Raw genomic sequence first — 20627 nt, forward strand, 5'->3', positions numbered from 1 at the left:
CACGCCGATGACGCACCGACAGATCATGGAGGCGCTGTCCGGGCTGATGCTCGGCATGTTCGTCGCCATCCTGTCGTCGACGATCGTCTCCAACGCCCTCCCCGAGATCATCACCGACCTCGGCGGCGGCCAGAGCGCCTACACCTGGGTGGTGACGGCGTCACTGCTCGCCATGACCGCCACGACACCGCTGTGGGGCAAGCTCGCGGACCTGTTCTCGAAGAAGCTGCTGGTCCAGCTCTCCCTCGTCATCTACGTCGTCGGCTCGGTCGTGGCGGGCCTGTCCCAGAGCTCCGGCATGCTGATCGCCTGCCGGGTCGTCCAGGGCATAGGCGTGGGCGGCCTCTCCGCCCTCGCGCAGATCGTGATGGCCGCGATGATCTCCCCGCGCGAGCGGGGCCGCTACTCCGGCTACCTCGGCGCCGTCTTCGCCGTCGCGACGGTCGGCGGCCCGCTGCTCGGCGGCGTGATCACGGACACCGACTGGCTCGGCTGGCGCTGGTGCTTCTACGTCGGCGTGCCGTTCGCCGTCCTGGCCCTGCTCGTCCTGCAGAAGACGCTGCGCCTGCCGGTCGTCCGGCGCGAGGTGAAGGTCGACTGGTCGGGCGCCGCCCTGATCAGCGCCGCCGTGTCGCTCCTCCTCGTCTGGGTCACCTTCGCGGGTGACAAGTACGACTGGATGTCCTGGCAGACCGCCGTGATGGTGGGCGGCTCGGTGCTGCTCGGCGCGCTGTTCCTCGCCGTCGAGTCCCGCGCCGCGGAACCGATCATCCCGCTGCGTCTGTTCCGCAACCGCACGATCGCGCTGGCGTCGCTGGCGTCGCTGTTCGTGGGGGTGGCGATGTTCGCCGGGACGGTGTTCTTCAGCCAGTACTTCCAGCTGGCGCGGGACAAGTCGCCGACGATGTCCGGCGTCATGACCATCCCGATGATCGCGGGCCTGTTCGTCTCGTCGACGGTCTCCGGCCAGATCATCACCAAGACGGGCCGCTGGAAGGCGTGGCTGGTCAGCGGCGGCGTCCTGGTGACGGCGGGCCTCGGCCTGCTCGGCACGATCCGGTACGACACGGAGTACTGGCACGTGGCGCTGTTCATGGCCGTGCTGGGACTGGGCCTCGGCATGATGATGCAGAACCTGGTCCTGTGCACCCAGAACCAGGTCGCCCCGAAGGACCTGGGCGCCGCGTCGTCGGTCGTCACGTTCTTCCGCTCCCTGGGCGGCGCCGTGGGCGTCTCCGCGCTGGGCGCCGTGATGGGCAACAAGGTCACGGAGTACGTGAAGGAGGGCCTCGCCGCCCTCGGTCCGAAGGGCGCCGCCCTCGGCCACGGCGGCACGGGCGGCGGCGGCATCCCGGACCTGGACGCCCTGCCGGCGCCGGTCCGCCAGGTGATGGAGAGCGCGTACGGGCACGCGGTGGCCGACATCTTCCTCTACTCGGCGCCGTTCGCCCTGATCGCCTTCCTGGTGACGCTGCTCATCCGCGAGGTCGCCCTGAAGAACGCGACCCACTGATACCCCGGGCGCGCCGCCCTTGAGCGGAGAGCCGCGCGCCCGGTCCAGTAGGCCCCGGTGGCAGGCGAGGAGGGCAGGGGACGCCCCGCGCCCGGCCACCGGGGCCTCACCTCGTTCCCGGCCCGGCCCCCGACCGGTCCCGGCGGGACTCGACCGAGCTCGACCGGTCCCGGCGGGGGCCGGCGAGGGCCGGCGGGAGCCGGCGGGGGGCCGACGGGGGCCGTGTCTAGCGGCCCGTCTGGGCCTCGATGCCCGCGATCAGCAGGTCCAGGGCAAACACGAAGTCGCGGTCGCGCATGTCGTCGACCGTCCCGCCGCCGCGCGCCTCCTCGATCTCCCGCCCGGATTCCCTGACGGGGGCCAGCTCCGGCCGGCGGTTGACGGCGTCCATGGCGTGGGCGAAGTACTCGTCCTGGGTCAGGCCCGCCTCCGCGCAGCGCTTGCGGAAGTGGCCCTCGATCGTGCCGAAGCCGTACACGAACTGGAAGACCGCCGCGATGCCGCCCGCCTGGCGCTCGGGCGGCAGGCCCGTCCTGCGGATCAACCGCTGGACGCACAGGGCCAGCGCCGACCAGTTCGGGCCGATGTTGAGGAAGCGGCCCACCAGCGGTGACAGCCACGGATGGCGGACCAGCAGGGCACGGTAGCCCTGGGCGAGGTCCCGTAGCTGGTCCCGCCAGTCGGCGCCCGTACCCGAGCCCGTACCCGCGTCCCCGCCCGTACCCGTACCCGTACCCGAGCCCGTACCCGCGTCCTCGTCCAGGTCCGGGAGGACGATCTCGCCGACCACCGCGTCGCTCGCCAGCTCCAGCAGGTCGTCCTTGGAGTCGACGTACCAGTACAGCGACATGGCGGTGACGTTCAGCTCGGCCGCCAGCCGGCGCATGGAGAACTTCGCCAGGCCCTCCGCGTCCAGCAGCCGCACCGTCGCCGACGTGATGCGCTCGCGGTCCAGGCCGGACGGCTGGTCGCCGCCCGCCCTGCGGCCGCGCGGCGCCGCCGCCTTGCCGTCCAGCCAGACGCTCATGCGCGCCGGACGCTTCGTGTCGCGGTCGGCTGCCGCCGCCATGGGCTTCCTCCTCGTTCCGTGCCGCCGATGCTATGCCGGGGCCTTCCCGCCCCGCTCCGCACGGCGCAGCAGCAGCGCCGCGAGCAGACCGCCCGCCAGGACCGCTACCGCGCCGACGAGCTGGCTGGTCTCCAGACCCGCCGCGAAGGCGTCCGCGATCCGGGCGCGCTCCGCCGGTCCGTCGGCCGCCGCCAGCGCCGCGGGCAGCGACGCGGCGGTCACCGAGGCGAGCGCCGTGAACCGGGCGTTCAGCACGGCGCCCAGCACCGCCACGCCCAGGCCGTTGCCGAACTCGGCGAGCGTGCCGTTGACGCCGGCGCCGACACCCGCCTTCTCCGGTGGGATCGCGCTCATGATGGCGTTGGCCATGGCCGGCATCGACAGGGAGACGCCCACGCCCATGACGACCAGGCCGAGCAGCATCCCGCCGTAGCCGTGGGAGCCGAGGAGCGCGATCGACGCGAGGCCGCCCGAGACGAGGGCCATGCCGAGGGCGATCGTGCCGGGCGTGCCCAGCTTCGGCAGCAGGCGGGCGCCGACGCCGCTCAGGTTCAGCACGACGACGGTCAGCGCGAGGGGCGCCGTCCGCAGACCCGCGTCCAGCGGGTCGTACCCGAGGACGAACTGCAGGTGCTGGGTGAGCAGGAACAGCGATCCGGTCATGCCGAACGCCACGAGGATCGCGCCCGCGACGGCGCCCACGAACCGCTGGTCGCGGAAGAAGTGCAGGTCCAGCATCGGATGCGGGGTGCGCAGCTCCCAGAGCGCGAAGGCGCCCATCGCGAGGAGGCCGACCGACGCCGACCCGAGCACCTGGCCGGAGAGCCAGCCGTGGTCGGGGCCGTTGATGATCGCGTACACGAGGGCGGTCATGCCGATCGTGGACAGCACCGCGCCGAGCAGGTCCGGACGGTCGCCCTGCTTGTGCCGGGACTCCGGTACGAGGACGGCGACCGCGGCCAGGCCGAGCGCGGCGACCGGCAGGTTGACCAGGAAGATCGCGCCCCACCAGAAGTGGTCGAGCATGAAGCCGCCGAGCAGGGGACCCGCGGCGAAACCGAGCGAACTGACGGTCGACCAGATGGCGATGGCCTTGACGCGCTCGGTCTCGTCGAAGATCTGGACGACGACCGCGAGGGTCGTGGTCATCAGCAGCGCGCCGCCGACGCCCATGCCCGCACGGGCCGCGATCAACTGGGCGGAGCTCTGCGCGAGTCCGGCGGCGAGCGAGCCGATGCCGAACAGCGCCAGACCGGTGAGCAGCATGCGCTTGCGGCCGTAACGGTCGGCGGCGTTGCCGGCGGTGAGGAGGAGGCCGGACTGGACGAGCGCGTACGCGTTGATCATCCACTGGATGTCGGCGGTCGATGCGGCCAGCTCCCGGGTGAGGGACGGGATGGCCACGTTCAGGACGGTGTTGTCGAGCAGCACGGTCAGCTGGGCGAGGCAGATGACGCCGAGGATCAACCAGCGCTGCGGGTGGCCGCCGCCGGACGCGGCGGCGGGGTTCGGGTTCTCGGCGGTCGTCGCCGTCAACGGACCCTCCTTGTACGGTGTAAGGGAAGAGGTTCCCTTGCACCGTACAAGGCTTTCTCTTACGCCGTATAGCGATATTTTCCGGCGCACCGGGTCGGGGGCCGCCGGGGCACGGACCCGTCCGGGCGGGACGGCCCACCGTTCCGGGGCGTCTCAGACTCTCCGGTCCGGGCATCCCAGGCCCCCGCCGGGTCAGGGCGCCTCAGGCCCTCCGTCCGGGGCGCCCCAGGCCCGCCGGGTCAGGACGTCTCAGGCCCGCCGGGTCAGGTCGTAGAGCGTGACGCCGTCGACCGTCACCTGCCGGAAGGTGGAGGTGACCCAGGAGGTGATCTCCGAGCCGCCGCTTCCGCCCGAACCGCCGGGGCCGCCCCCTTCTCCGCCGCCGCCGCGCATGCCGCCGCCCGCGATGAAGTAGTGGATCCTCCCCTCCTCGACGTACCGCTTGAACTGCGCGAGGGTCGGGGACGGGTCGGTGCCGTTGAAGCCGCCGATCGGCATGACCGGCTTCTCCGTGGCGAGCTGGTAGCTCGCGGCGTTCTGGGAGCCGACGGCGGCTGCGGCCCAGGTGTACGCGTCGGCGTTCTCCGTGAGCTTCGCCTTCGCCCCGGCGCTGACGGTGGCGCCGTTGAGCAGGCCGCCCATGCCTCCCCCGGGGGCGCGCTCCCCGGGACCGACGGCGGTGTTGCCGCCACCGTTCGTACCGTTCGTACCGTTCATGCCGGGCGGGACCGACGTCGCCGCACCGCCGCCCGCGCCCGGCATGCCACCCTGGCCGCCCTGGCCGGTACCGGGCGGCATGCCGCCCTGGCCGTTCCGCCCCGCCTGACCGTCCTGCCCCGGCGGCTGCATACCGCCGGCGCGGAACCGCCCGTCGTCCCCGCCCGGCCGGCCGCCCCCCGGGAAGCCGCCCGGACCGCCGCCCCGCGTCGACGGGCCGGCCGTGACGATGGAGCCGGAGTGTCCCGTGGCCAGCGTCGACAGCGAGTACGCCGCCGGTGCCGCCAGCGCGGCCGCCAGGCCCAGCGCCGCCATGCCCAGGGCGGGTCCCCGCCCCAGCCGCGCGCCCGCCAGCAGCCCGGCCGCCGCGAGCAGGCCGCCCACGAGTACCGCCCACCGCAACCACGGCAGGTAGTCCGGCGTCCGGCCCAGCAGGACGTACGCCCACACCGCCGTCCCGGCCACCGTCACCGCCAGCGCGGCCGAGGCCGCGAACCGGCCGCGCTCCTCCCACAGCACCGTCGCGCCCATGCCGACGAGGGCCGCGATGTACGGGGCCAGGGCCACCGTGTAGTACTCGTGGAAGATCCCGGCCATGAAGCTGAAGACCGCCAGGGTCATCAGCAGCGAGCCGCCCCACACCAGGAACGCGGACCGCGCCGTGTCGGTGCGCGGCGCCCGCCAGGTGACCACGAGCCCGGCGACCAGCAGGAACAGCGCGGCGGGCAGCAGCCAGGAGACCTGACCGCCCACAGCGTCCCCGAACATCCGCCCGATACCCGTCTCGCCCCAGCGGCCACCGCCACCGGCCGGGCCGCCGCCCACGCTGCCGACCTCGTCGCCGTTGATCCGGCCCAGCCCGTTGTAGCCGAAGGTCAGCTCCAGGAAGCTGTTGTTCTGCGAACCGCCGATGTACGGCCGCGAGGACGCGGGCCACAGCTCGACGACCGCCACCCACCAGCCGCCGGACACGACCACCGCGAGCCCCGCCAGAGCCAGTTGCCCGAACCGCCGGGCCACGCCGGTCGGCGCGCACACCGCGTACACGGCGGCCAGCGCCGGCAGGATCAGGAACGCCTGGAGCGTCTTGGTCAGGAACGCGAACCCGATCGCGACACCGGCCCACAGCAACCACGTGGTCCGGGCGTCCTCCAGCGCGCGCAGCACGAAGTACACGGCCACGGCCATGAGCAGGGCCAGCAGCGCGTCCGGGTTGTTGAAGCGGAACATCAACGCCGCGACCGGCGTCAGCGCCAGCACCGCACCCGCGAGGAGTCCGGCCGCCGCGGTGAACCGGCGGCGCACCGCCGCATACACGACGGCGACCGTCCCGACGCCCATCAGCACCTCGGGCACGAGGATCTGCCACGATCCGAGCCCGAAGAGGCGTACGGACAGCGCCATCGGCCACAGCGCGGCCGGGGGCTTGTCGACGGTGATGGAGTTCCCCGCGTCGGAGGAGCCGAAGAAGAACGCCTTCCAGCTCTCCCCGCCCGCCTGCACGGCGGCGGAGTAGAAGGAGTTGGCGAAGCCGGACGCGTCCAGGTTCCAGAGGTAGAGGAGCCCGGTGGCGGCCAGCAGGGCGAGGAAGGCGGGACGCACGTAAGGCGCGTCCTCGGCCCGGCCCCGCCAGAGCCGCGCGGTGAAGGAGGCCGCGGACCGGTCGGTTTCACGTGAAACCGCCGGGGCGTCACCGGTTTCACGTGAAACGTCGCCCGAGGCGGCGGAGAGGGGCGTGGTCATCGGGGGTCTCCCTGTCCGTACGAGTGGTCGCGCCGCTCGGGGAAGACCCAGGCGCGGAAGAGCAGGAACCGCAGGACCGTCGCGGCGAGGTTGGCGGCGATGAGCACGGCCATCTCGGTGGCCTGCGAGGGGTTGCCGGTCGCGGCTTCGAGTGCGGCGAGCGACCCGCTGGTGAGCACCAGCCCGATCCCGAAGACCACCAGGCCCTGCGCCTGGTGGCGCACGGCCCGGTCACGGCCCCGCACGCCGAAGGTGAGGCGCCGGTTGGCGGCCGTGTTGGCGACGGCGGACACGAGCAGCGCCGTCGCGTTGGCGGCCTGCGGGCCGACACCGAGCCGGAACAGCGCGTACAGCGCCAGGTAGAACAGCGTCGACAGCACACCGACCGTGCAGAACCCGACGAGTTGCCGGGCCAGTCCGCCCGGGACACCGCTGATGAGCCGGTCGCGCGGGTCGTCGCCGAACGGCCGGGAGAGCCGGTCGAGGGGCAGGGTGCCCCGGGCGAGGGCCCGGCCGACCCGCCACACGCCCTTCAGGTCGTCCGTCGCGGTCCTGACGATGTCGACCGTCGAGTCGGGGTCGTCGACCCAGTCGACCGGCACTTCGTGGATGCGCAGCCCCGCCCGTTCCGCGAGGACCAGCATCTCGGTGTCGAAGAACCAGCCGGTGTCCTCGACCATCGGCAGCAGCCGCTCGGCGACCTCGCGCCGTATCGCCTTGAAGCCGCACTGGGCGTCGCTGAACCGGGCGGCGAGCGACCCGCGCAGGATCAGGTTGTACGTACGGGAGATGAACTCCCGCTTCGGTCCCCGTACGACACGGGAGCCGTCGGCCAACCGCGAGCCGATCGCCAGGTCCGAGTGGCCGGAGATGAGCGGCGCGACGAGCGGCAGCAACGCGTTCAGGTCCGTCGACAGGTCGACGTCCATGTAGGCGAGGACGGGGGCGTCGGAGTGCGACCACACGGTGCGCAGCGCCCGTCCCCGCCCCTTCTGCTCCAGGCGCACCGACCGCACCTCGGGAACGATCCGCGCGAGGTGCGCGGCGACGGCCGGGGTGAGGTCGGTGCTGGCGTTGTCGGCGACGGTGATGCGGAAGCCGTACGGGAAGGTGCGGGCGAGGTGCTCGTGCAGCCGCCGCACGCACGGTTCAAGGTCCTTCTCCTCGTTGTAGACGGGGATCACGACGTCGAGGACGGGCCGGTCGGCAGCGCCCACGGGCAGGTGCTCCCGGGCCGGCAGGGCACCCACGAGGTCCTTGGCAGGCAGGTCGGTTGGCATGGCTCCGACCGTTCCGGCCGGCGCTGTCAGAGCTGTGTGACGAGCCTGTGGCCCACCTGTGAGTCCGGGAGGCGGACGGCGAACACGGTCCGCCCGGGCACGCTCGACACGTCCACGTGCCCGCCGTGCGCGGTGACGACCGCCTGCACGATGGCCAGCCCCAGCCCCGTGGACCCCGACTGCCGGGACCTGGAGGTGTCACCGCGTGCGAACCGCTGGAAGACGTACGGCAGCAGCTCCCCCGGCACCCCCGGCCCGTCGTCACAGACCTCCAGCAGCACCCCGTGCCCGTCGCGGCGCACCCGCGCGGTCACGGTCGTCCCGGCGGGCGTGTGGGCGCGGGCGTTGCCGAGGAGGTTGACGAGGACCTGCTGGAGTCGTGCCGGATCGCCGTGCACGGTGACCGGGTCGGGCGGCAGGTCGAGCCGCCACACATGGCCGGGCCCGGCGGCGCGGGCGTCGCTGACGGCGTCGACGACCAGCGGGGACAGGTCGGTCGGCTCGTACGAGAGGGGGCGGCCGGCGTCGAGACGCGCGAGCAGCAGGAGGTCCTCGACGAGCCCGGTCATGCGGGTGGCCTCGGCCTCGATCCGGGTGAGGGCGTGCCGCGTGGCGGGCCCGGCCTCCTCGTGGCCGCGCCGGGTCAGCTCGGCGTACCCGCGGATCGACGCGAGCGGGGTGCGCAGCTCGTGGCTGGCGTCGGCGACGAACTGGCGGACGCGGGTCTCGCTCACCTGACGGGCGTGGAGCGCCGAGTGGACGTGGTCGAGCATCCGGTTCAGGGCGGCGCCCACCTGGCCCACCTCGGTGCGCGGGTCGGCCTCCGTGTCGGGGACGCGTTCGTGGAGGGCGACCTCGCCGCGGTGCAGGGGGAGTTCGCTGACGCGCCGGGCCGTCGCGGCGACCCGGCGCAGGGGCCGCAGGGCGACCCCGACGAGGGTGCCGCCCGCGATGGCGGCGGCAACGAGTCCGGCGGCGGTGACGCACACCTCGACGAGGACCAGCGTGCCGACCGTGTCCCGCACGTCACCGAGCGGGAAGGCCAGGACGAGCCGCGCGTCCGGGGAGGAGAGCACCCGGTGGTCGCCGAGACCGGGCAGGGTGACCGTGTGGACGGCGCCGTCGCGGGGCGCGGCGGACAGGGCGGCGAGCTGGGCGCCGGTGAGCGCCCCGGGGACGTCGCCGGGTCGAGGACTGTCGAGCCGGCCCGCCACGCCCAACGGCCCGCCGGGCGTCTCCGCCCTCCCGCCGACCGTCCCCAGCTCGTTGCCGGGGGCGCCGACGAACCGCAGGCCGCCCGCGCGGTCCATGGTGCCGCGGCGGACGGCCTCACGGAGCTGCCCGTCCTTCTGCTCGACGAGGTACGAGCGCAGGGCGATGGTGGTGACGGCGCCGATCACGGCCGCGACGACGGCGATCAGCGCCACGGCGGAGACGACGAGCCGGGTCCGCAGCGACCAGGGCCGCCTCCTCGCCGCCGTCATTCGCCCGGCTTGATCAGGTATCCGGCGCCGCGCCGCGTGTGGATCATCGGGGAGCGGCCGGCGTCGATCTTGCGGCGGAGGTACGAGATGTAGAGCTCGACGACGTTGGCCTGGCCGCCGAAGTCGTACGACCAGACACGGTCGAGGATCTGGGCCTTGCTGAGGACGCGGCGCGGATTGCGCATGAGGAACCGCAGCAGCTCGAACTCGGTCGCCGTCAGGTGGATGCCCTGCCCGCCACGGGTGACCTCGTGGCTGTCCTCGTCGAGGGTGAGGTCCCCGACGACCAGCAGCGACCCGCTGCGGACGAGCCCGGCGCCGGAGCGGCGGATCAGTCCGCGCAGCCGCGCGACGACCTCCTCCAGGCTGAACGGCTTGGTGACGTAGTCGTCGCCGCCCGCGGTGAGCCCGGCGATGCGGTCCTCGACGGAGTCCTTCGCCGTGAGGAACAGGACGGGCACGTCGTTCTGGTCGCGGCGCATCCGCTGGAGCACGCTCAGCCCGTCCATGTCGGGCAGCATCACGTCGAGGACGACGGCGTCGGGCCGGAAGTCGCGCGCGGCACGCACGGCGTCGATGCCGTTCTCCGCGCTGCGGACCTCCCAGCCCTCGTAGCGGAGGGCGAGGGACAGCAGCTCGGAGAGGGACGACTCGTCGTCGACGACGAGGACACGGACCGGACTGCCGTCGGGCCGGCGCATCTCGGAGCGGGCGCGGGACTGGGGAGGGGAGACGGTCATGCTGCCACGCTGCGCCCGGCCGCTGAGAGGCCGCTTACGCGTTCCTGTGAATTCCCTGAGAAACCTCCGGACAGCGCTGCGCCGTTGCCCTGGACCACTCGACGACCGGTCGTCCCCGGGCCCCTGCCGTTCCCGCGCTCCTGCCGTTCCCGCGCCCCCGGTCGGCGGGGGCACCCGTAGCCCCCGGACGCGTCCGCGTACGGCTTCGGCTTCGGCTTCGGCTTCGGCTTCGGCTTCGGCTTCGGCTTCGGCTTCGGCTTCGGCTTCGGTCACGAACGGCCTCGGCCCCGCCCCGTACCGCGGATCCGTCGCGTCAGAAGAGTCCCCGCTGTACGACGTCGACGGGCAGGGTGACCCGGCCCCCGCCCCGGACGACCTCCCACCCGGCGACGAGCCGGCCGTCGAGCACGACCTGCCGCCCGTCGCCCAGCTCAAGGTGCAGGTCGGGACCGGCGACCGCCAGCAGGGTGCCGGCCAGTTCCCCGCCCGCCACGAGGCCGCCGACGACGCCGTCGACCCGTGCCACCCGGTCGAGCCCGAAGACTCCGGCGTGGTCGCGCACCCCCTCGAACGGCAGGGCCTCCAGCGTGTCCTCCCACCCCGGTACGGCGCGGGCGGCCCGGTACAGCCGCTCGACCTTCCCCGCCCGCTCCGCGGCGCCCGGCAGCTCCACGCGCGCGAGGCGCTTGGCGGCGTACGGGATCCGGTCGGGCACCCCGAGCGCGGCGCCCAGCACCTCCTCGGTCCGGCGGGCTGCCATCAGCGGCCCGCGCCCGAGCCAGGTGAACGCGACGGCACCCTGTTCGAGCAACCGCGCGTCGCCCCGCTCCTCGGCGGTGATGCCCACCTTGGCCAGGGCGCCGCCGAACCAGGCGAGGTACACGCGGAAGACCCTCGGGTCGTCGGGCGCGGTGTCGGCGGCGACGGAGTGGGCGCGGTCGAGGCGCACGCACCGCGGGCACAGTCCTCCGGTGCCGCGGGCGCCGACGACGGCACGGTCCGGGCAGGGATTGCCGCGCGCACCGGGGCACAGGCGTTCGCCGACGATCCGGAAGGCCAGTGCGCGCCCGTACGCGAGGGGGCTGGTCCGCCCGCCCTCCCAGGCCCACACGGGCCGGTGCCCGTCCCACCGGACGCCCCGGCTCCGCCACCCGCCGTTCACGGGGCGGTGAGCGCGGCCGGCTCCCCGCGCACCAAAGCGCCGCCCCTCCCCGGAACGGGCAGGACATCCGGCACGGAACACCGGTTCCCAGCAGGCACCACCATGCGCGCCACTGTCCCACACGCCCCCGCCGTCCGCCGCGGCGAGCGGCGGAGAGGTCCGGACGGCGATCGGCCGGCTCTCCGACGCGATGTGGGCAACCCGAACGGCTGAACCCGGTCGCTGTACTTCGCTGCTGTACGCCCCGGCAACGCAAGAGGCCCCGGATCTCTCCGGGGCCTCTCATTCATGTGCACTCGGCAGGATTCGAACCTGCAACCTTCTGATCCGTAGTCAGATGCTCTATCCGTTAAGCTACGAGTGCCTGCCAGGGATCTTACTCTCTGGCTTTCCTCCCGGGCTTTTCGGCCCGGTCGGCGTTGCGAGAACAACATTACATGACCTGCGCCGTGACGCGAAATCCATTAGCCAAACCACCCCTGACCTGGGCAAATCACCCACCACACCCCTGTCGGACGGCCCGGGAACGGCGGAAGCCCCGGCCGTGGGGCCGGGGCTTCCGTGGGGCGGAGGCGGAGGGATTTGAACCCTCGATGGGCTTTAAGACCCAAACCGCATTAGCAGTGCGGCGCCATAGACCGGACTAGGCGACGCCTCCAGTGCACCCGCGCTCGCGCGTGTGGTGCGTGCAGATGATGACACAGCCGGGGGCCGCGCCACCAATCGCCGTCCACGGTACTAGGCGCCGGGGGCGCAGGGCAAAGGCTTACGGTTGCGCAACGCGGCGGCCGGTGCAGCGTTAGAGAGGTGGGGAGCCGGGCCCCGCCGGCGCCCCGCATGATTCCCGAGCCCTGGAGCACCCATGCTGCGCCGTATCGTCCTGACCTCCGCCGCCTCCGTCGTCGCCCTCGGCCTCGGCGCGCCCCTCGCCGTGGCCGTGCCGCTGCCGCAACTGCCCCCGCTGCTCGCCGCCGACAGCCCCGACGCGCTGACGGTCACCGTGGAGCAGACCGGCAACCCGGCCGCCGACGGAACGTTCAGGCTGGAGTGCGACGGCGACCGGGGCAGCGGCACCCACCCGCGCGCCGACCGGGCCTGCGCGCGGCTGGCGGCGCTGTCCGAGGAGGACCAGGACCCGTTCGCCCCCGTCCCCCAGGACCGGATGTGCACCCAGCAGCACGGCGGCCCTGCCACCGCCCGCGTCACCGGCACCTGGCACGGCCGCGAGGTCGACGCCCGCTTCACCCGGACGAACGGCTGTGAGATCGCCCGTTGGGAGAGCCTGCAGCCCGTCCTCCCGATGGCCCGGTCATAGCGCGACGGCGCTCTCACCAGTGATGACGGGCCAGGGGCGTACGCCAAGCGCACACAAACCCGCGCAGGGCTCCCCCTCATCCGCCGCCCCGCGTACACCCCCAGCCCTTAGACTCCCTCCCGTAAGCGGCAGTAGGTCAGTGGGAGGAAGCGTCGTCGTGAGCAGCAGGCCATCCCGAGGCGCTGCTCGCCTCGCAGCCATACTCGACGCCCTGCCTGACGGGCTCGTCCTCGTCAACACCAACGGCACGGTCGTCAACGCCAACACCGTCGCGCTCGAAATGTTCGAGACGCCCGGCACTGCGCTGGTGGGGCGCGGCCTGCTGGACCTGCTGCCCTCGTTCGACTCGCGCCTCATCCCCGGCTCCATGCGGCGCCCCGAGGCCGTGGGCCCGCTGGGCCGGACGAAGCCGAACCGCATGGTGGCCCGGCGGACGGACGGGAGCGAGTTCCCCGTCGAGGTCACCAGCGCCGGTCTGGAGGACGGCCGCGAGGCGTACGCCTCGTACGGCCCCAGCTCGTACAGCGGCGACGAACTGCTGATGATCGTCGTCCGCGACCTCTCCGGGACCATCGACACCGAGGCCGAGCTGGCCCGCTCGCAGCGCCAGACCGAGATGATCCTGCGCGCCGCCTCCGAGGGCGTCGTCGGCACGGACACGGACGGGCGCATCGTCCTGGTCAACCCCGCCGCCGCCCAGATCCTGGGCTGGCGGGCCAGCGACCTGGGCGGCAAGGAGCTCCACCCGCTGATGCTGCACTCGCGCGCGGACGGCGAGCCCTTCCCGTACGACGAGTCGCCGCTCGCCGACACGCTGCGCTCGGGGCGGAAGCACCGCGTCCGGGGGCAGGTCGTCTGGGCGAAGGACGGTTCCGCCGTACCGGTGGACCTGACGACCGCTCCCGTGCGGGACGGGGACCAGCTCGTCGGCGCCGTCATGACGTTCGCGGACCGGCGGCCGTACGAGCAGCTCGCCGAGGAGCACGCCGCTCGGATCGCCGCGCTCACGGAGAAGCACGCCGCGGAGACCGCCGAGCTGGCCGAGAAGCACGACGCCGAGATCGCCGCGTACGAGGAGCGGCTCGCCGGCGCCGGGAAGCGGTACGAGTCGCTCGCCGGACGGCACGCCCAGTTGACCGCCGTCCTGGGCGGGTCGCTGCGCGGGCCGCTGGAGGAGCTGCGCCGCGAGCTGGGCACGCTCGCCGCGGACCCCGCCGGGCAGCTGTGGCCCGAGGCCAACCAGATCCTCCACCACCTGGCCGCCGGGTACGCCCGGATGACGACCCTCGTCGACAACGTCCTCGGCTTCCAGCGGCTGGACGTGGGCGAGGAGGAGCTGCGCAAGGAGCCGGTGCTGCTCGACGCGGTCGTGGCCGGCGGCATCGACGGCGCGGTCGAGCTGATCGGGCCGGGCCGGGTGCAGTTCGCGGTGCACGCGCCGCCGATCGAGGCGGAGGTCGACGGCGGGCGCCTGGCGACCGCCCTCGCGCACCTGGTGGCCGATGTCGCGGGGGTCGACTCCACGGGCAAGGCGCGCGTCCCCGCGGACGGCGGCTACGCCGGGTCGACGATCGTGGTGGCCGCGGCGCAGCGCGGTGAGGTCGTGCGGATCGAGGTGCGCGGGCCGTACGCGGGCGGCGACCCGGTGCACGAGCCGATCGTGCGCGGGATCGTGCGCGCGCACGGCGGTGTCCTCCAGACGCACGACGTGCCCGGTACGAGCGGCAGCGCGTACGTGCTGGAGGTGCCGCTGGGCGCGGGGAGGGGCGCCGACGCGCCGGCCGCCCCCGAAGGGCGCGACGAGGCCGCCGCCGGCACGGGGACCGGGAGCGGTGCCGGTCCGGCGGCCGGGAGCGGTGCCGGAACCGAGGGCTCCGCGGGTGGTGCGGGGATCGTGGCCGTGGCGCTGCCCGCGCAGCAGTCCGGTCCGGACCGCGGTTCGGGTCCGGGTGTCGTCGCGGGCTCCGGCGACACCGCGGCGGGCGGTGGTCGGCGGCGGGCCCGGCGCGCCTCGACGGACGCGTTCCTCGACAGCCCGGTACGCGCCGAGGACCCCGTGGCGGCCCCGCCGACCGGTCGGCGCCGCGCCGCCGGGTCCTCCGGGGACGCGACGGGGGGGCAGCGGCTCGTACCCGTGCAGGGTTCCGGGGGAACCGAACCGACCGGGCGCCGTCGAGGGCGCCCCAGCCCGGCCGAGGCCGTACCGGCGGAGGGCTCCGTCGTGACGGCCGCCGAGTCGGCGCAGGCCCGTCCGATGGCGCTCGGGGACACCGTCCCGCCGCAGGGCGTCGCCCCGGCGGGTGACGCCGTACCGGCGCTGCCGCCCGCGCCGGTGCCCGCGCAGGCGCCCGTGCCCGCGGGGCGCCGTGCGCGCCGGGTCCTCGCGGTGGGTCAGGGCCGCTCCGGGGCGCCCGCCGAGGACGCGGGGCGGGCGGCCTTCGCCCTTCCCCCGGCGGAGGCGGACCGGGCCCGACCCGCCCCCGCTCCCGCTCCCGCCCCGACCGGTCAGGCCGGTCAGCCGGCGCAGGCCGCGCAGCCGGGCCGGGTCGCGCAGCCGGGCGAGCCGGCCCCGGCGGCGCGGACGCAGCCGGTCGCGCCGGCGGCACCAGTCGCGCCGGCCGCACCGGCCGCACCGGCCGAGGACAGTCGCCACGACGCCGTACGCAGGGTGCCGGACGCCGACCACACCCCGCCGCAGCCCCATCCCCTCCCGGTGCCGCCGGGCGCGCCGGTACCGCCGGGTGCCGCCGTACCACCGGGTGTTCCTGGTGTGCCGGGTGCCCGAGCGGTTCCCGGTGCGGCCGTACCGCCCGGTCCCGCTGGTGCTCCCGTGCCGCCAGGTGTCCCCGGTACGCCCGTACCCCCTGATGCCGCCGCGCCCGACGGCGCCCCTGTGCCGCCGGTCTCCCCCGGCGCTCCCACCACCCCTGTCCCCCCTGGCGCCCCGTCCCCGTCGGGCACCCCCGTACCCCCCGGTGCCCCGGCCGCCACCGACGCGCCCCAGCCCGGCGCCGCCGTACCCGCGCACGGCGCCACCGCCGTGCCCACCGGTCGGCGCCGCGCCGTGTCCGCGCCCGGTCCCGTGCCGGGCCCCGCCGCCGGCGCGCCCGACGGCTCCCCCGCCGAGGCGACCGGGTCCACGCAGGGCCGGGCGTTCAGCGTCCGGACCCTCGGTCAGGGCGTGCCGTTCGCGCAGCAGACCCCCGCGGTCCAGCACCAGACGCCCGCCCAGGGCACCGGTACCGGCTCCGGGCGCCGCCGCAAACTGGCCACGCCCCCGGAGATCGATCCGCAGCCCGCGCCCGACGCGACCGCCGCAGCGCCCGCGGCGCCCCCGGCCGGCGCCCCCGCGCCGGTTCCGCACGCCGCCGCGCCCCCCGCCCACCAGCGCCTCACCACCCCCGTCTCCGAGGGCCGTGCCTACGAGATAGGGGCGCCGGACGAGGGCGCGGACGAGGGACCCGAGCCGCTGGACGGACCGGGCGGCGCCGTCGAGGTCACCAACGAGCCGCAGCCGCAGCCCGTCGACGACGAACTGCCGCCCGAGCCGCTGGACAACCCCCGGCGCCTCCTCGTCTGGCCCGCGCCGGACGTCGCCACGCAGCAGGCGCTGACCGACCGCGGCTACCGGCCGGTGATCGTGCACTCCCGCGAGGAGGTCGACGCGCAGATCGCCGCGTTCCCGGCGGCCCTGTTCGTGGACCCGCTGACCGGGCCCATCACGCGCACCGCCCTGCAGTCGCTGCGCCAGGCGGCGGTCGCCGCCGAGGTGCCGGTGCTGCTGGCGGCCGGACTCGGCCAGGCGACCCGCGAGGCCGCGTACGGCGCCGACCCCGCCGTACTCCTCAAGGCGCTGGCGCCCCGCGACAGCGAGCAGCACCCGTCGCGGGTCCTGCTGATCGAGGAGCACGACGAGATCGCGCACGCGCTGACGGACGCCCTGGAGCGGCGCGGCATGCGGGTGCAGCGGGCGGCGGTGGACAGCGAGGCGGTCGCCCTCGCCACACAGCTACCGCCGAACCTCGTCGTCATGGACCTGATGCAGGTACGGCGCCGGCGGGCCGGGATCATCGACTGGCTGCGCGCCAACGGCCACCTGAACCGCACGCCGCTCGTCGTCTACACCTCGGCGGGCCTCGACGAGGCGGACCTGCCGAGGCTGGCGTCGGGCGAGACGGTGCTGTTCCTGGCGGAGCGGTCCACCAACCCCGAGGTGCAGTCGCGGATCGTCGACCTGCTCGCGAAGATCGGCACCAACTGACGCGACGGAGGAGGGGGCGGGCCGGGCCCACCCCCTCCTCCTCGCCCGTCCGCCGCGCCGGCGGTCAGAGCTGGGTGACGTCCAGCTCCCCGGCCGCGTACTGCTTGCGGATCACCTTCTTGTCGAACTTGCCGACGCTCGTCTTCGGCACGGCCGGGATGACCGCCCAGCGCTCCGGCAGCTGCCACCTGGCGATGCCCGACTCCGCGAGGAACGCGCGCAGCGCCTCGTAGCCGATGGTCGCGCCCTCCTTGAGGACGACCGTCGCGAGCGGGCGCTCGCCCCACCGGTCGTCCGGGACGGCCACGACGGCGGCCTCGGCGACGTCCGGGTGACCCATCAGGGCGTTCTCCAGCTCGACCGACGAGATCCACTCGCCGCCCGACTTGATGACGTCCTTCGCGCGGTCCGTGAGGGTGAGGTACCCGTCGGGGCTGATGACGCCGACGTCGCCGGTCTTCAGCCAGCCGTCCGCGCTGAACTTGTCCTCTGGGCGCAGCGGCTCGCTCCCCGAGCCGCCGTAGTACGCGCCCGCGATCCACGGGCCGCGCACCTCCAGCTCACCGGCCGACTCGCCGTCCCACGGCAGCACCTCGCCGCCCGGGCCGATCAGTCGCGCCTCGACGCCGGCCGGGAAGCGGCCCTGCGTGATGCGGTACGGCCACTCCTCCTCGTCGGACAGGCCGGCCGGCGGGAACGCCATGGTGCCGAGCGGGGACGTCTCCGTCATGCCCCAGGCGTGGCAGAGGCGGACGCCCAGCTTGTCGTACGCCTCCATGAGGGAGGGCGGACAGGCGGCGCCGCCGATGGTGACGTTGGCCATGGAGGAGATGTCGCGCGGATTGGCGGTCACCTCGGCGAGGAGGCCCTGCCAGATGGTGGGGACGGCGGCGGCGTGCGTCGGCCGCTCCTTCTCGATCATCTCGGCGAGCGGGGCGGGCTGGAGGAAGCGGTCCGGCATCAGCATGTTCACGCCGCTCATGAAGGTCGAGTGCGGCAGGCCCCAGGCGTTCACGTGGAACTGCGGGACGACGACGAGGGTCGTGTCGCGGTCGGTGAGGCCCATGGACTCGGACATGTTCACCTGCATGGAGTGCAGGTAGATGGAGCGGTGGGAGTAGACGACGCCCTTCGGGTCCCCGGTGGTGCCGGAGGTGTAGCACATGGCCGCGGCCTGGCGTTCGTCCAGCTCGGGCCAGTCGAAGGTGTCCGGACGGCCCGCTATCAGCTCCTCGTAGTCGTGGACGCGCGGCGCGGCGTCGTCGAGGACGGAGCGGTCACCGGGGCCGGAGACGACGACGTGCTCGACCGTCGGCAGGTGCGGCAGGAGCGGCGCGAGGAGGGGGAGGAGGGAGCCGTTGACCAGGATGACCCGGTCGGCGGCGTGGTTGACGATCCAGATCAGCTGCTCGGCCGGCAGGCGCAGGTTGAGCGTGTGCAGGACCGCGCCCATGGAGGGGATCGCCAGGTACGCCTCGACGTGCTCGGCGTTGTTCCACATGAGCGTCGCGACCCGGTCGTCGCCGGTGACGCCGAGTTCGTCGCGCAGGGCGTTGGCCAGCCGCGTGGCCCGGGTCCCGGCTTCGGCGAAGCTGCGGCGGTGCGGCTCCGGCCCTCCGGTCCAGGTGGTGATCTGCGACTTCCCGTGGATCGTCATCCCGTGGTGAAGGATGCGGGTGACGGTCAGCGGTACGTCCTGCATGGTGCTCAGCACGGCGTCCTCCCGATGGGCGCTCGCTACGCGGCAGTGTGGTGTGCAGATTCTGCGCACATACCGAGCGGTATGTCACTACCCAGAGGTACGCGGTTTCACGTGAAACATCCCCCGTGAGCACCCGTTCCGGACCGCGCCGGCCCGCAGGTGACCGCTTGTGCGCGTCGTGCCGCTCGGCGTCACCGTACCGGCGCCAGCTCCGGGTCGTCCCGCAGTTTGCCGAGTGCGCGGGAAACGGCGCTTTTGACCGTACCGACGGAGACCCCGAGCACCGCTGCCGTCTGCGCCTCGCTGAGGTCCTCGTAGTACCGGAGGACGACCATGGCGCGCTGCCGGTCGGGGAGCCGCATGACCGCACGCCACATCGTGTCGCGCAGGGCCTGCTGCTCGGCCGGGTCGGGCTCCGGCACGCCGTACGGCTCGGGCAGCTCGTCGCACGCGAACTCGTCCACCTTGCGCTTGCGCCACTGCGACGTGCGCGTGTTGACGAGGGCGCGGCGCACGTAGCCGTCGAGGGCGCGGTGGTCCTCGATGCGCTCCCAGGCGACGTACGTCTTGGTGAGGGCGGTCTGCAGCAGGTCCTCGGCGTCGCTCGGGTTCGCGGTGAGCGAGCGGGCGGTGCGCAGCAGGAGGGGCCCCCGGGCCCGTACGTACGAGGAGAAGGACGGGTACGCGGTGGCGGCCGTGGAGGCTCCGGCACAGACGGGGCCAGTAGTCGCGGTCATACGTCCACGCTAGGAGCAGGCATCCGTGCGGGGATCGCCCCCAGGTCCCGAAACGGCGTCCCCCTCAGGTTGTAGGGGCGGCGCGGACCCCACCTCCTGTAGGTGGAGGGGGACGGCCACCCGGTCAGGGTTCCGGGGGGCGGGTACGACGCGCGGCCCGCACCCCGGTACCTCCGTACCGGCGCGCGGGCCGCGGATCGCCACCCCACCGTCGTCCCCTCACCCCTCGGGCCGCGGTCCACCTGGCGGGGGCCGGGTGATCAGCGACGCGCGCGCGGCCGGTCTCGGCGCCGAAGGCAGGGCCGTGCCGAGGGCGCGAGCGGTGGGGACACGTTCCACGCGGGCCTCCTGAAGCGGTGCGTTCTCGTCGTCTCGCGGATCCAGACTGCCCACCGACCCCCCGGCAAACCGGGCTGGACCACCCAATCCCCCTGAAGCGTGATCGGTCACTCGATAAACCACGGGCCCCATGGATCACACCGCCGTGGGACCGTCCCCGTGCCGCCTCCGGGACCGTTCGACGAGGACGAAAGTCACGCTGATCAGCAGCGCCCAGGCCCCGAACTTGGTCAACGCGACCGGTCGCCGGCCGTCCACCTGGTGCGGGTGGCTCCAGGCTCCGACGTACGTGGCGGCGCTCTCGGCGACCTGGAGAGAACCCGATCAGCACGAACGACAGCCCGAGCGGCATCCGGTACCGCCGCGCCCCCACCGTGAACCACACCCGGGCCCCGGCGGTCACCAGAAGCAGTCCGGCGGCGAGCGGCCAGCGGAGGTCCGGGAGCCAGTGGCGGGTGAGGAAGTTGACGTACACGGCGCCGGCGAGGACGGCGGTCGCGGTCGTCCGGTACCCACAGACGCGCAGGTCGGACAGGTGCCAGGCCCGCCACACGCAGCTCCCGACCGCCGCGCACAGGAAGCGCCCGTACAAGGGGACCCCGGCGACCTTCATGAGCGCCTCCTCGGGACAACTCCACGAGCCGAGCCGCACCTTGACGGGCACGAACAGCAACCCGACGACGTGGCACGCGGCGATCACCCCGGTGTCCCGCGCGGTGTCCCACCACCCGCCGGGCGACGACGGCCGGCACGACCCCGTACACGAACACCAGGTCGTACCGCGCGACGGGCGTTTCGGGCAGCACGGCGGACACCCCGATGCCCCCGACGAGCGCCGCGGCGAAGGCACAACAGCGCACCCGCAGAAGCCCGAACCAAGAAGAACTGCCGCACACCACGGGGCATCGCGCCCGCGCCACCAGGGACGTGCCGTCCCCCGCCCCGGTTTTCCCGGCCTGCCGAGGCGGGGGCGGAACCGACCGGGTTCGAACCGGCGGCCTCGCGATTTCGGAGGCCGCGCGCGACGAC

General features: G+C 74.1%; 12 protein-coding genes, 2 tRNA genes and 2 pseudogenes. 3 read left to right on the plus strand and 13 right to left on the minus strand.

Going from position 1 to position 20627, the window contains the following annotated elements; translation table 11 throughout:
- Positions 1–7: 7 nt before the first annotated feature.
- Positions 8–1498: pseudogene (locus tag AC07D6_RS15240) on the plus strand (MDR family MFS transporter); the annotation flags it as partial.
- A gap of 241 nt (positions 1499–1739) precedes the next feature.
- Here the strand turns inward: AC07D6_RS15240 and AC07D6_RS15245 are convergent.
- The 9 genes from AC07D6_RS15245 to AC07D6_RS15285 all read right to left on the minus strand — a co-directional run bounded on the left by AC07D6_RS15245 (position 1740) and on the right by AC07D6_RS15285 (position 11902).
- Positions 1740–2582, minus strand: coding sequence for a TetR/AcrR family transcriptional regulator (locus AC07D6_RS15245; protein ID WP_479044609.1), 843 nt, complete (start codon positions 2580–2582; stop codon positions 1740–1742).
- A 30-nt stretch (positions 2583–2612) separates the two neighbouring features.
- On the minus strand, positions 2613–4118 hold the full coding sequence (locus AC07D6_RS15250) for an MFS transporter (RefSeq protein WP_479044611.1): 1506 nt from the start codon (positions 4116–4118) through the stop codon (positions 2613–2615).
- A 249-nt stretch (positions 4119–4367) separates the two neighbouring features.
- Positions 4368–6578, minus strand: coding sequence for a glycosyltransferase family 39 protein (locus tag AC07D6_RS15255; protein WP_479044614.1), 2211 nt, complete (start codon positions 6576–6578; stop codon positions 4368–4370).
- A complete protein-coding gene (locus AC07D6_RS15260) occupies positions 6575–7858 on the minus strand; it encodes a bifunctional glycosyltransferase family 2/GtrA family protein (protein WP_479044617.1) in 1284 nt (427 codons plus the stop codon). Before AC07D6_RS15260 ends, AC07D6_RS15255 begins: the two co-directional genes overlap by 4 nt.
- A gap of 26 nt (positions 7859–7884) precedes the next feature.
- Positions 7885–9342, minus strand: coding sequence for a sensor histidine kinase (locus tag AC07D6_RS15265; RefSeq protein WP_479044619.1), 1458 nt, complete (start codon positions 9340–9342; stop codon positions 7885–7887).
- Positions 9339–10082 carry a response regulator transcription factor gene (locus tag AC07D6_RS15270; RefSeq protein WP_315876905.1) on the minus strand — a complete coding sequence of 248 codons (744 nt, stop codon included), beginning with the start codon at positions 10080–10082 and terminating at the stop codon, positions 9339–9341. The genes AC07D6_RS15265 and AC07D6_RS15270 overlap by 4 nt, the downstream gene beginning before the upstream one ends.
- Positions 10083–10395: 313 nt before the next feature.
- Positions 10396–11193, minus strand: coding sequence for a DUF2797 domain-containing protein (locus AC07D6_RS15275; RefSeq protein ID WP_479044620.1), 798 nt, complete (start codon positions 11191–11193; stop codon positions 10396–10398).
- 342 nt (positions 11194–11535) lie between these two features.
- Positions 11536–11608, minus strand: a tRNA-Arg gene (locus AC07D6_RS15280).
- A gap of 203 nt (positions 11609–11811) precedes the next feature.
- Positions 11812–11902, minus strand: a tRNA-Ser gene (locus tag AC07D6_RS15285).
- Between the two features lie 204 nt (positions 11903–12106).
- On the opposite strand from AC07D6_RS15285, the gene AC07D6_RS15290 reads away from it, so the two are divergent.
- Both AC07D6_RS15290 and AC07D6_RS15295 read left to right on the plus strand, forming a co-directional pair.
- Positions 12107–12559 (plus strand): SSI family serine proteinase inhibitor, encoded by a 453-nt coding sequence (locus AC07D6_RS15290; protein WP_315876907.1) that lies wholly within the window; start codon positions 12107–12109, stop codon positions 12557–12559.
- A gap of 157 nt (positions 12560–12716) precedes the next feature.
- On the plus strand, positions 12717–16820 hold the full coding sequence (locus AC07D6_RS15295) for a response regulator (RefSeq protein WP_479044624.1): 4104 nt from the start codon (positions 12717–12719) through the stop codon (positions 16818–16820).
- Positions 16821–16884: 64 nt separating this feature from the next.
- Here the strand turns inward: AC07D6_RS15295 and AC07D6_RS15300 are convergent, their stop codons facing one another.
- The 4 genes and pseudogenes from AC07D6_RS15300 to AC07D6_RS15315 form a co-directional block, all read right to left on the minus strand.
- Positions 16885–18534: a long-chain fatty acid--CoA ligase gene (locus tag AC07D6_RS15300; protein ID WP_315876909.1), complete on the minus strand. Its 1650-nt coding sequence runs from the start codon at positions 18532–18534 to the stop codon at positions 16885–16887.
- Positions 18535–18713: 179 nt separating this feature from the next.
- Positions 18714–19259, minus strand: coding sequence for a SigE family RNA polymerase sigma factor (locus tag AC07D6_RS15305; RefSeq protein ID WP_315876910.1), 546 nt, complete (start codon positions 19257–19259; stop codon positions 18714–18716).
- A gap of 474 nt (positions 19260–19733) precedes the next feature.
- Positions 19734–19856 (minus strand): hypothetical protein, encoded by a 123-nt coding sequence (locus AC07D6_RS15310; RefSeq protein ID WP_479044627.1) that lies wholly within the window; start codon positions 19854–19856, stop codon positions 19734–19736.
- 118 nt (positions 19857–19974) lie between these two features.
- A pseudogene (locus tag AC07D6_RS15315) lies at positions 19975–20448 on the minus strand (DUF817 family protein); the annotation flags it as partial.
- Positions 20449–20627 lie beyond the last annotated feature (179 nt).

The sequence above is a fragment of the Streptomyces sp. NPDC045287 genome (genome assembly GCF_056432325.1).

Excerpts from the sequence above, each read along its gene's own strand:
- AC07D6_RS15245 (WP_479044609.1), bottom strand. The coding sequence starts at position 2,582 with ATGGCGGCGGCAGCCGACCGCGACACGAAGCGTCCGGCGCGCATGAGC.
- AC07D6_RS15255 (WP_479044614.1), bottom strand. The coding sequence starts at position 6,578 with ATGACCACGCCCCTCTCCGCCGCCTCGGGCGACGTTTCACGTGAAACC.
- AC07D6_RS15260 (WP_479044617.1), bottom strand. The coding sequence starts at position 7,858 with ATGCCAACCGACCTGCCTGCCAAGGACCTCGTGGGTGCCCTGCCGGCC.
- AC07D6_RS15265 (WP_479044619.1), bottom strand. The coding sequence starts at position 9,342 with ATGACGGCGGCGAGGAGGCGGCCCTGGTCGCTGCGGACCCGGCTCGTC.
- AC07D6_RS15270 (WP_315876905.1), bottom strand. The coding sequence starts at position 10,082 with ATGACCGTCTCCCCTCCCCAGTCCCGCGCCCGCTCCGAGATGCGCCGG.
- AC07D6_RS15290 (WP_315876907.1), top strand. The coding sequence starts at position 12,107 with ATGCTGCGCCGTATCGTCCTGACCTCCGCCGCCTCCGTCGTCGCCCTC.
- AC07D6_RS15305 (WP_315876910.1), bottom strand. The coding sequence starts at position 19,259 with ATGACCGCGACTACTGGCCCCGTCTGTGCCGGAGCCTCCACGGCCGCC.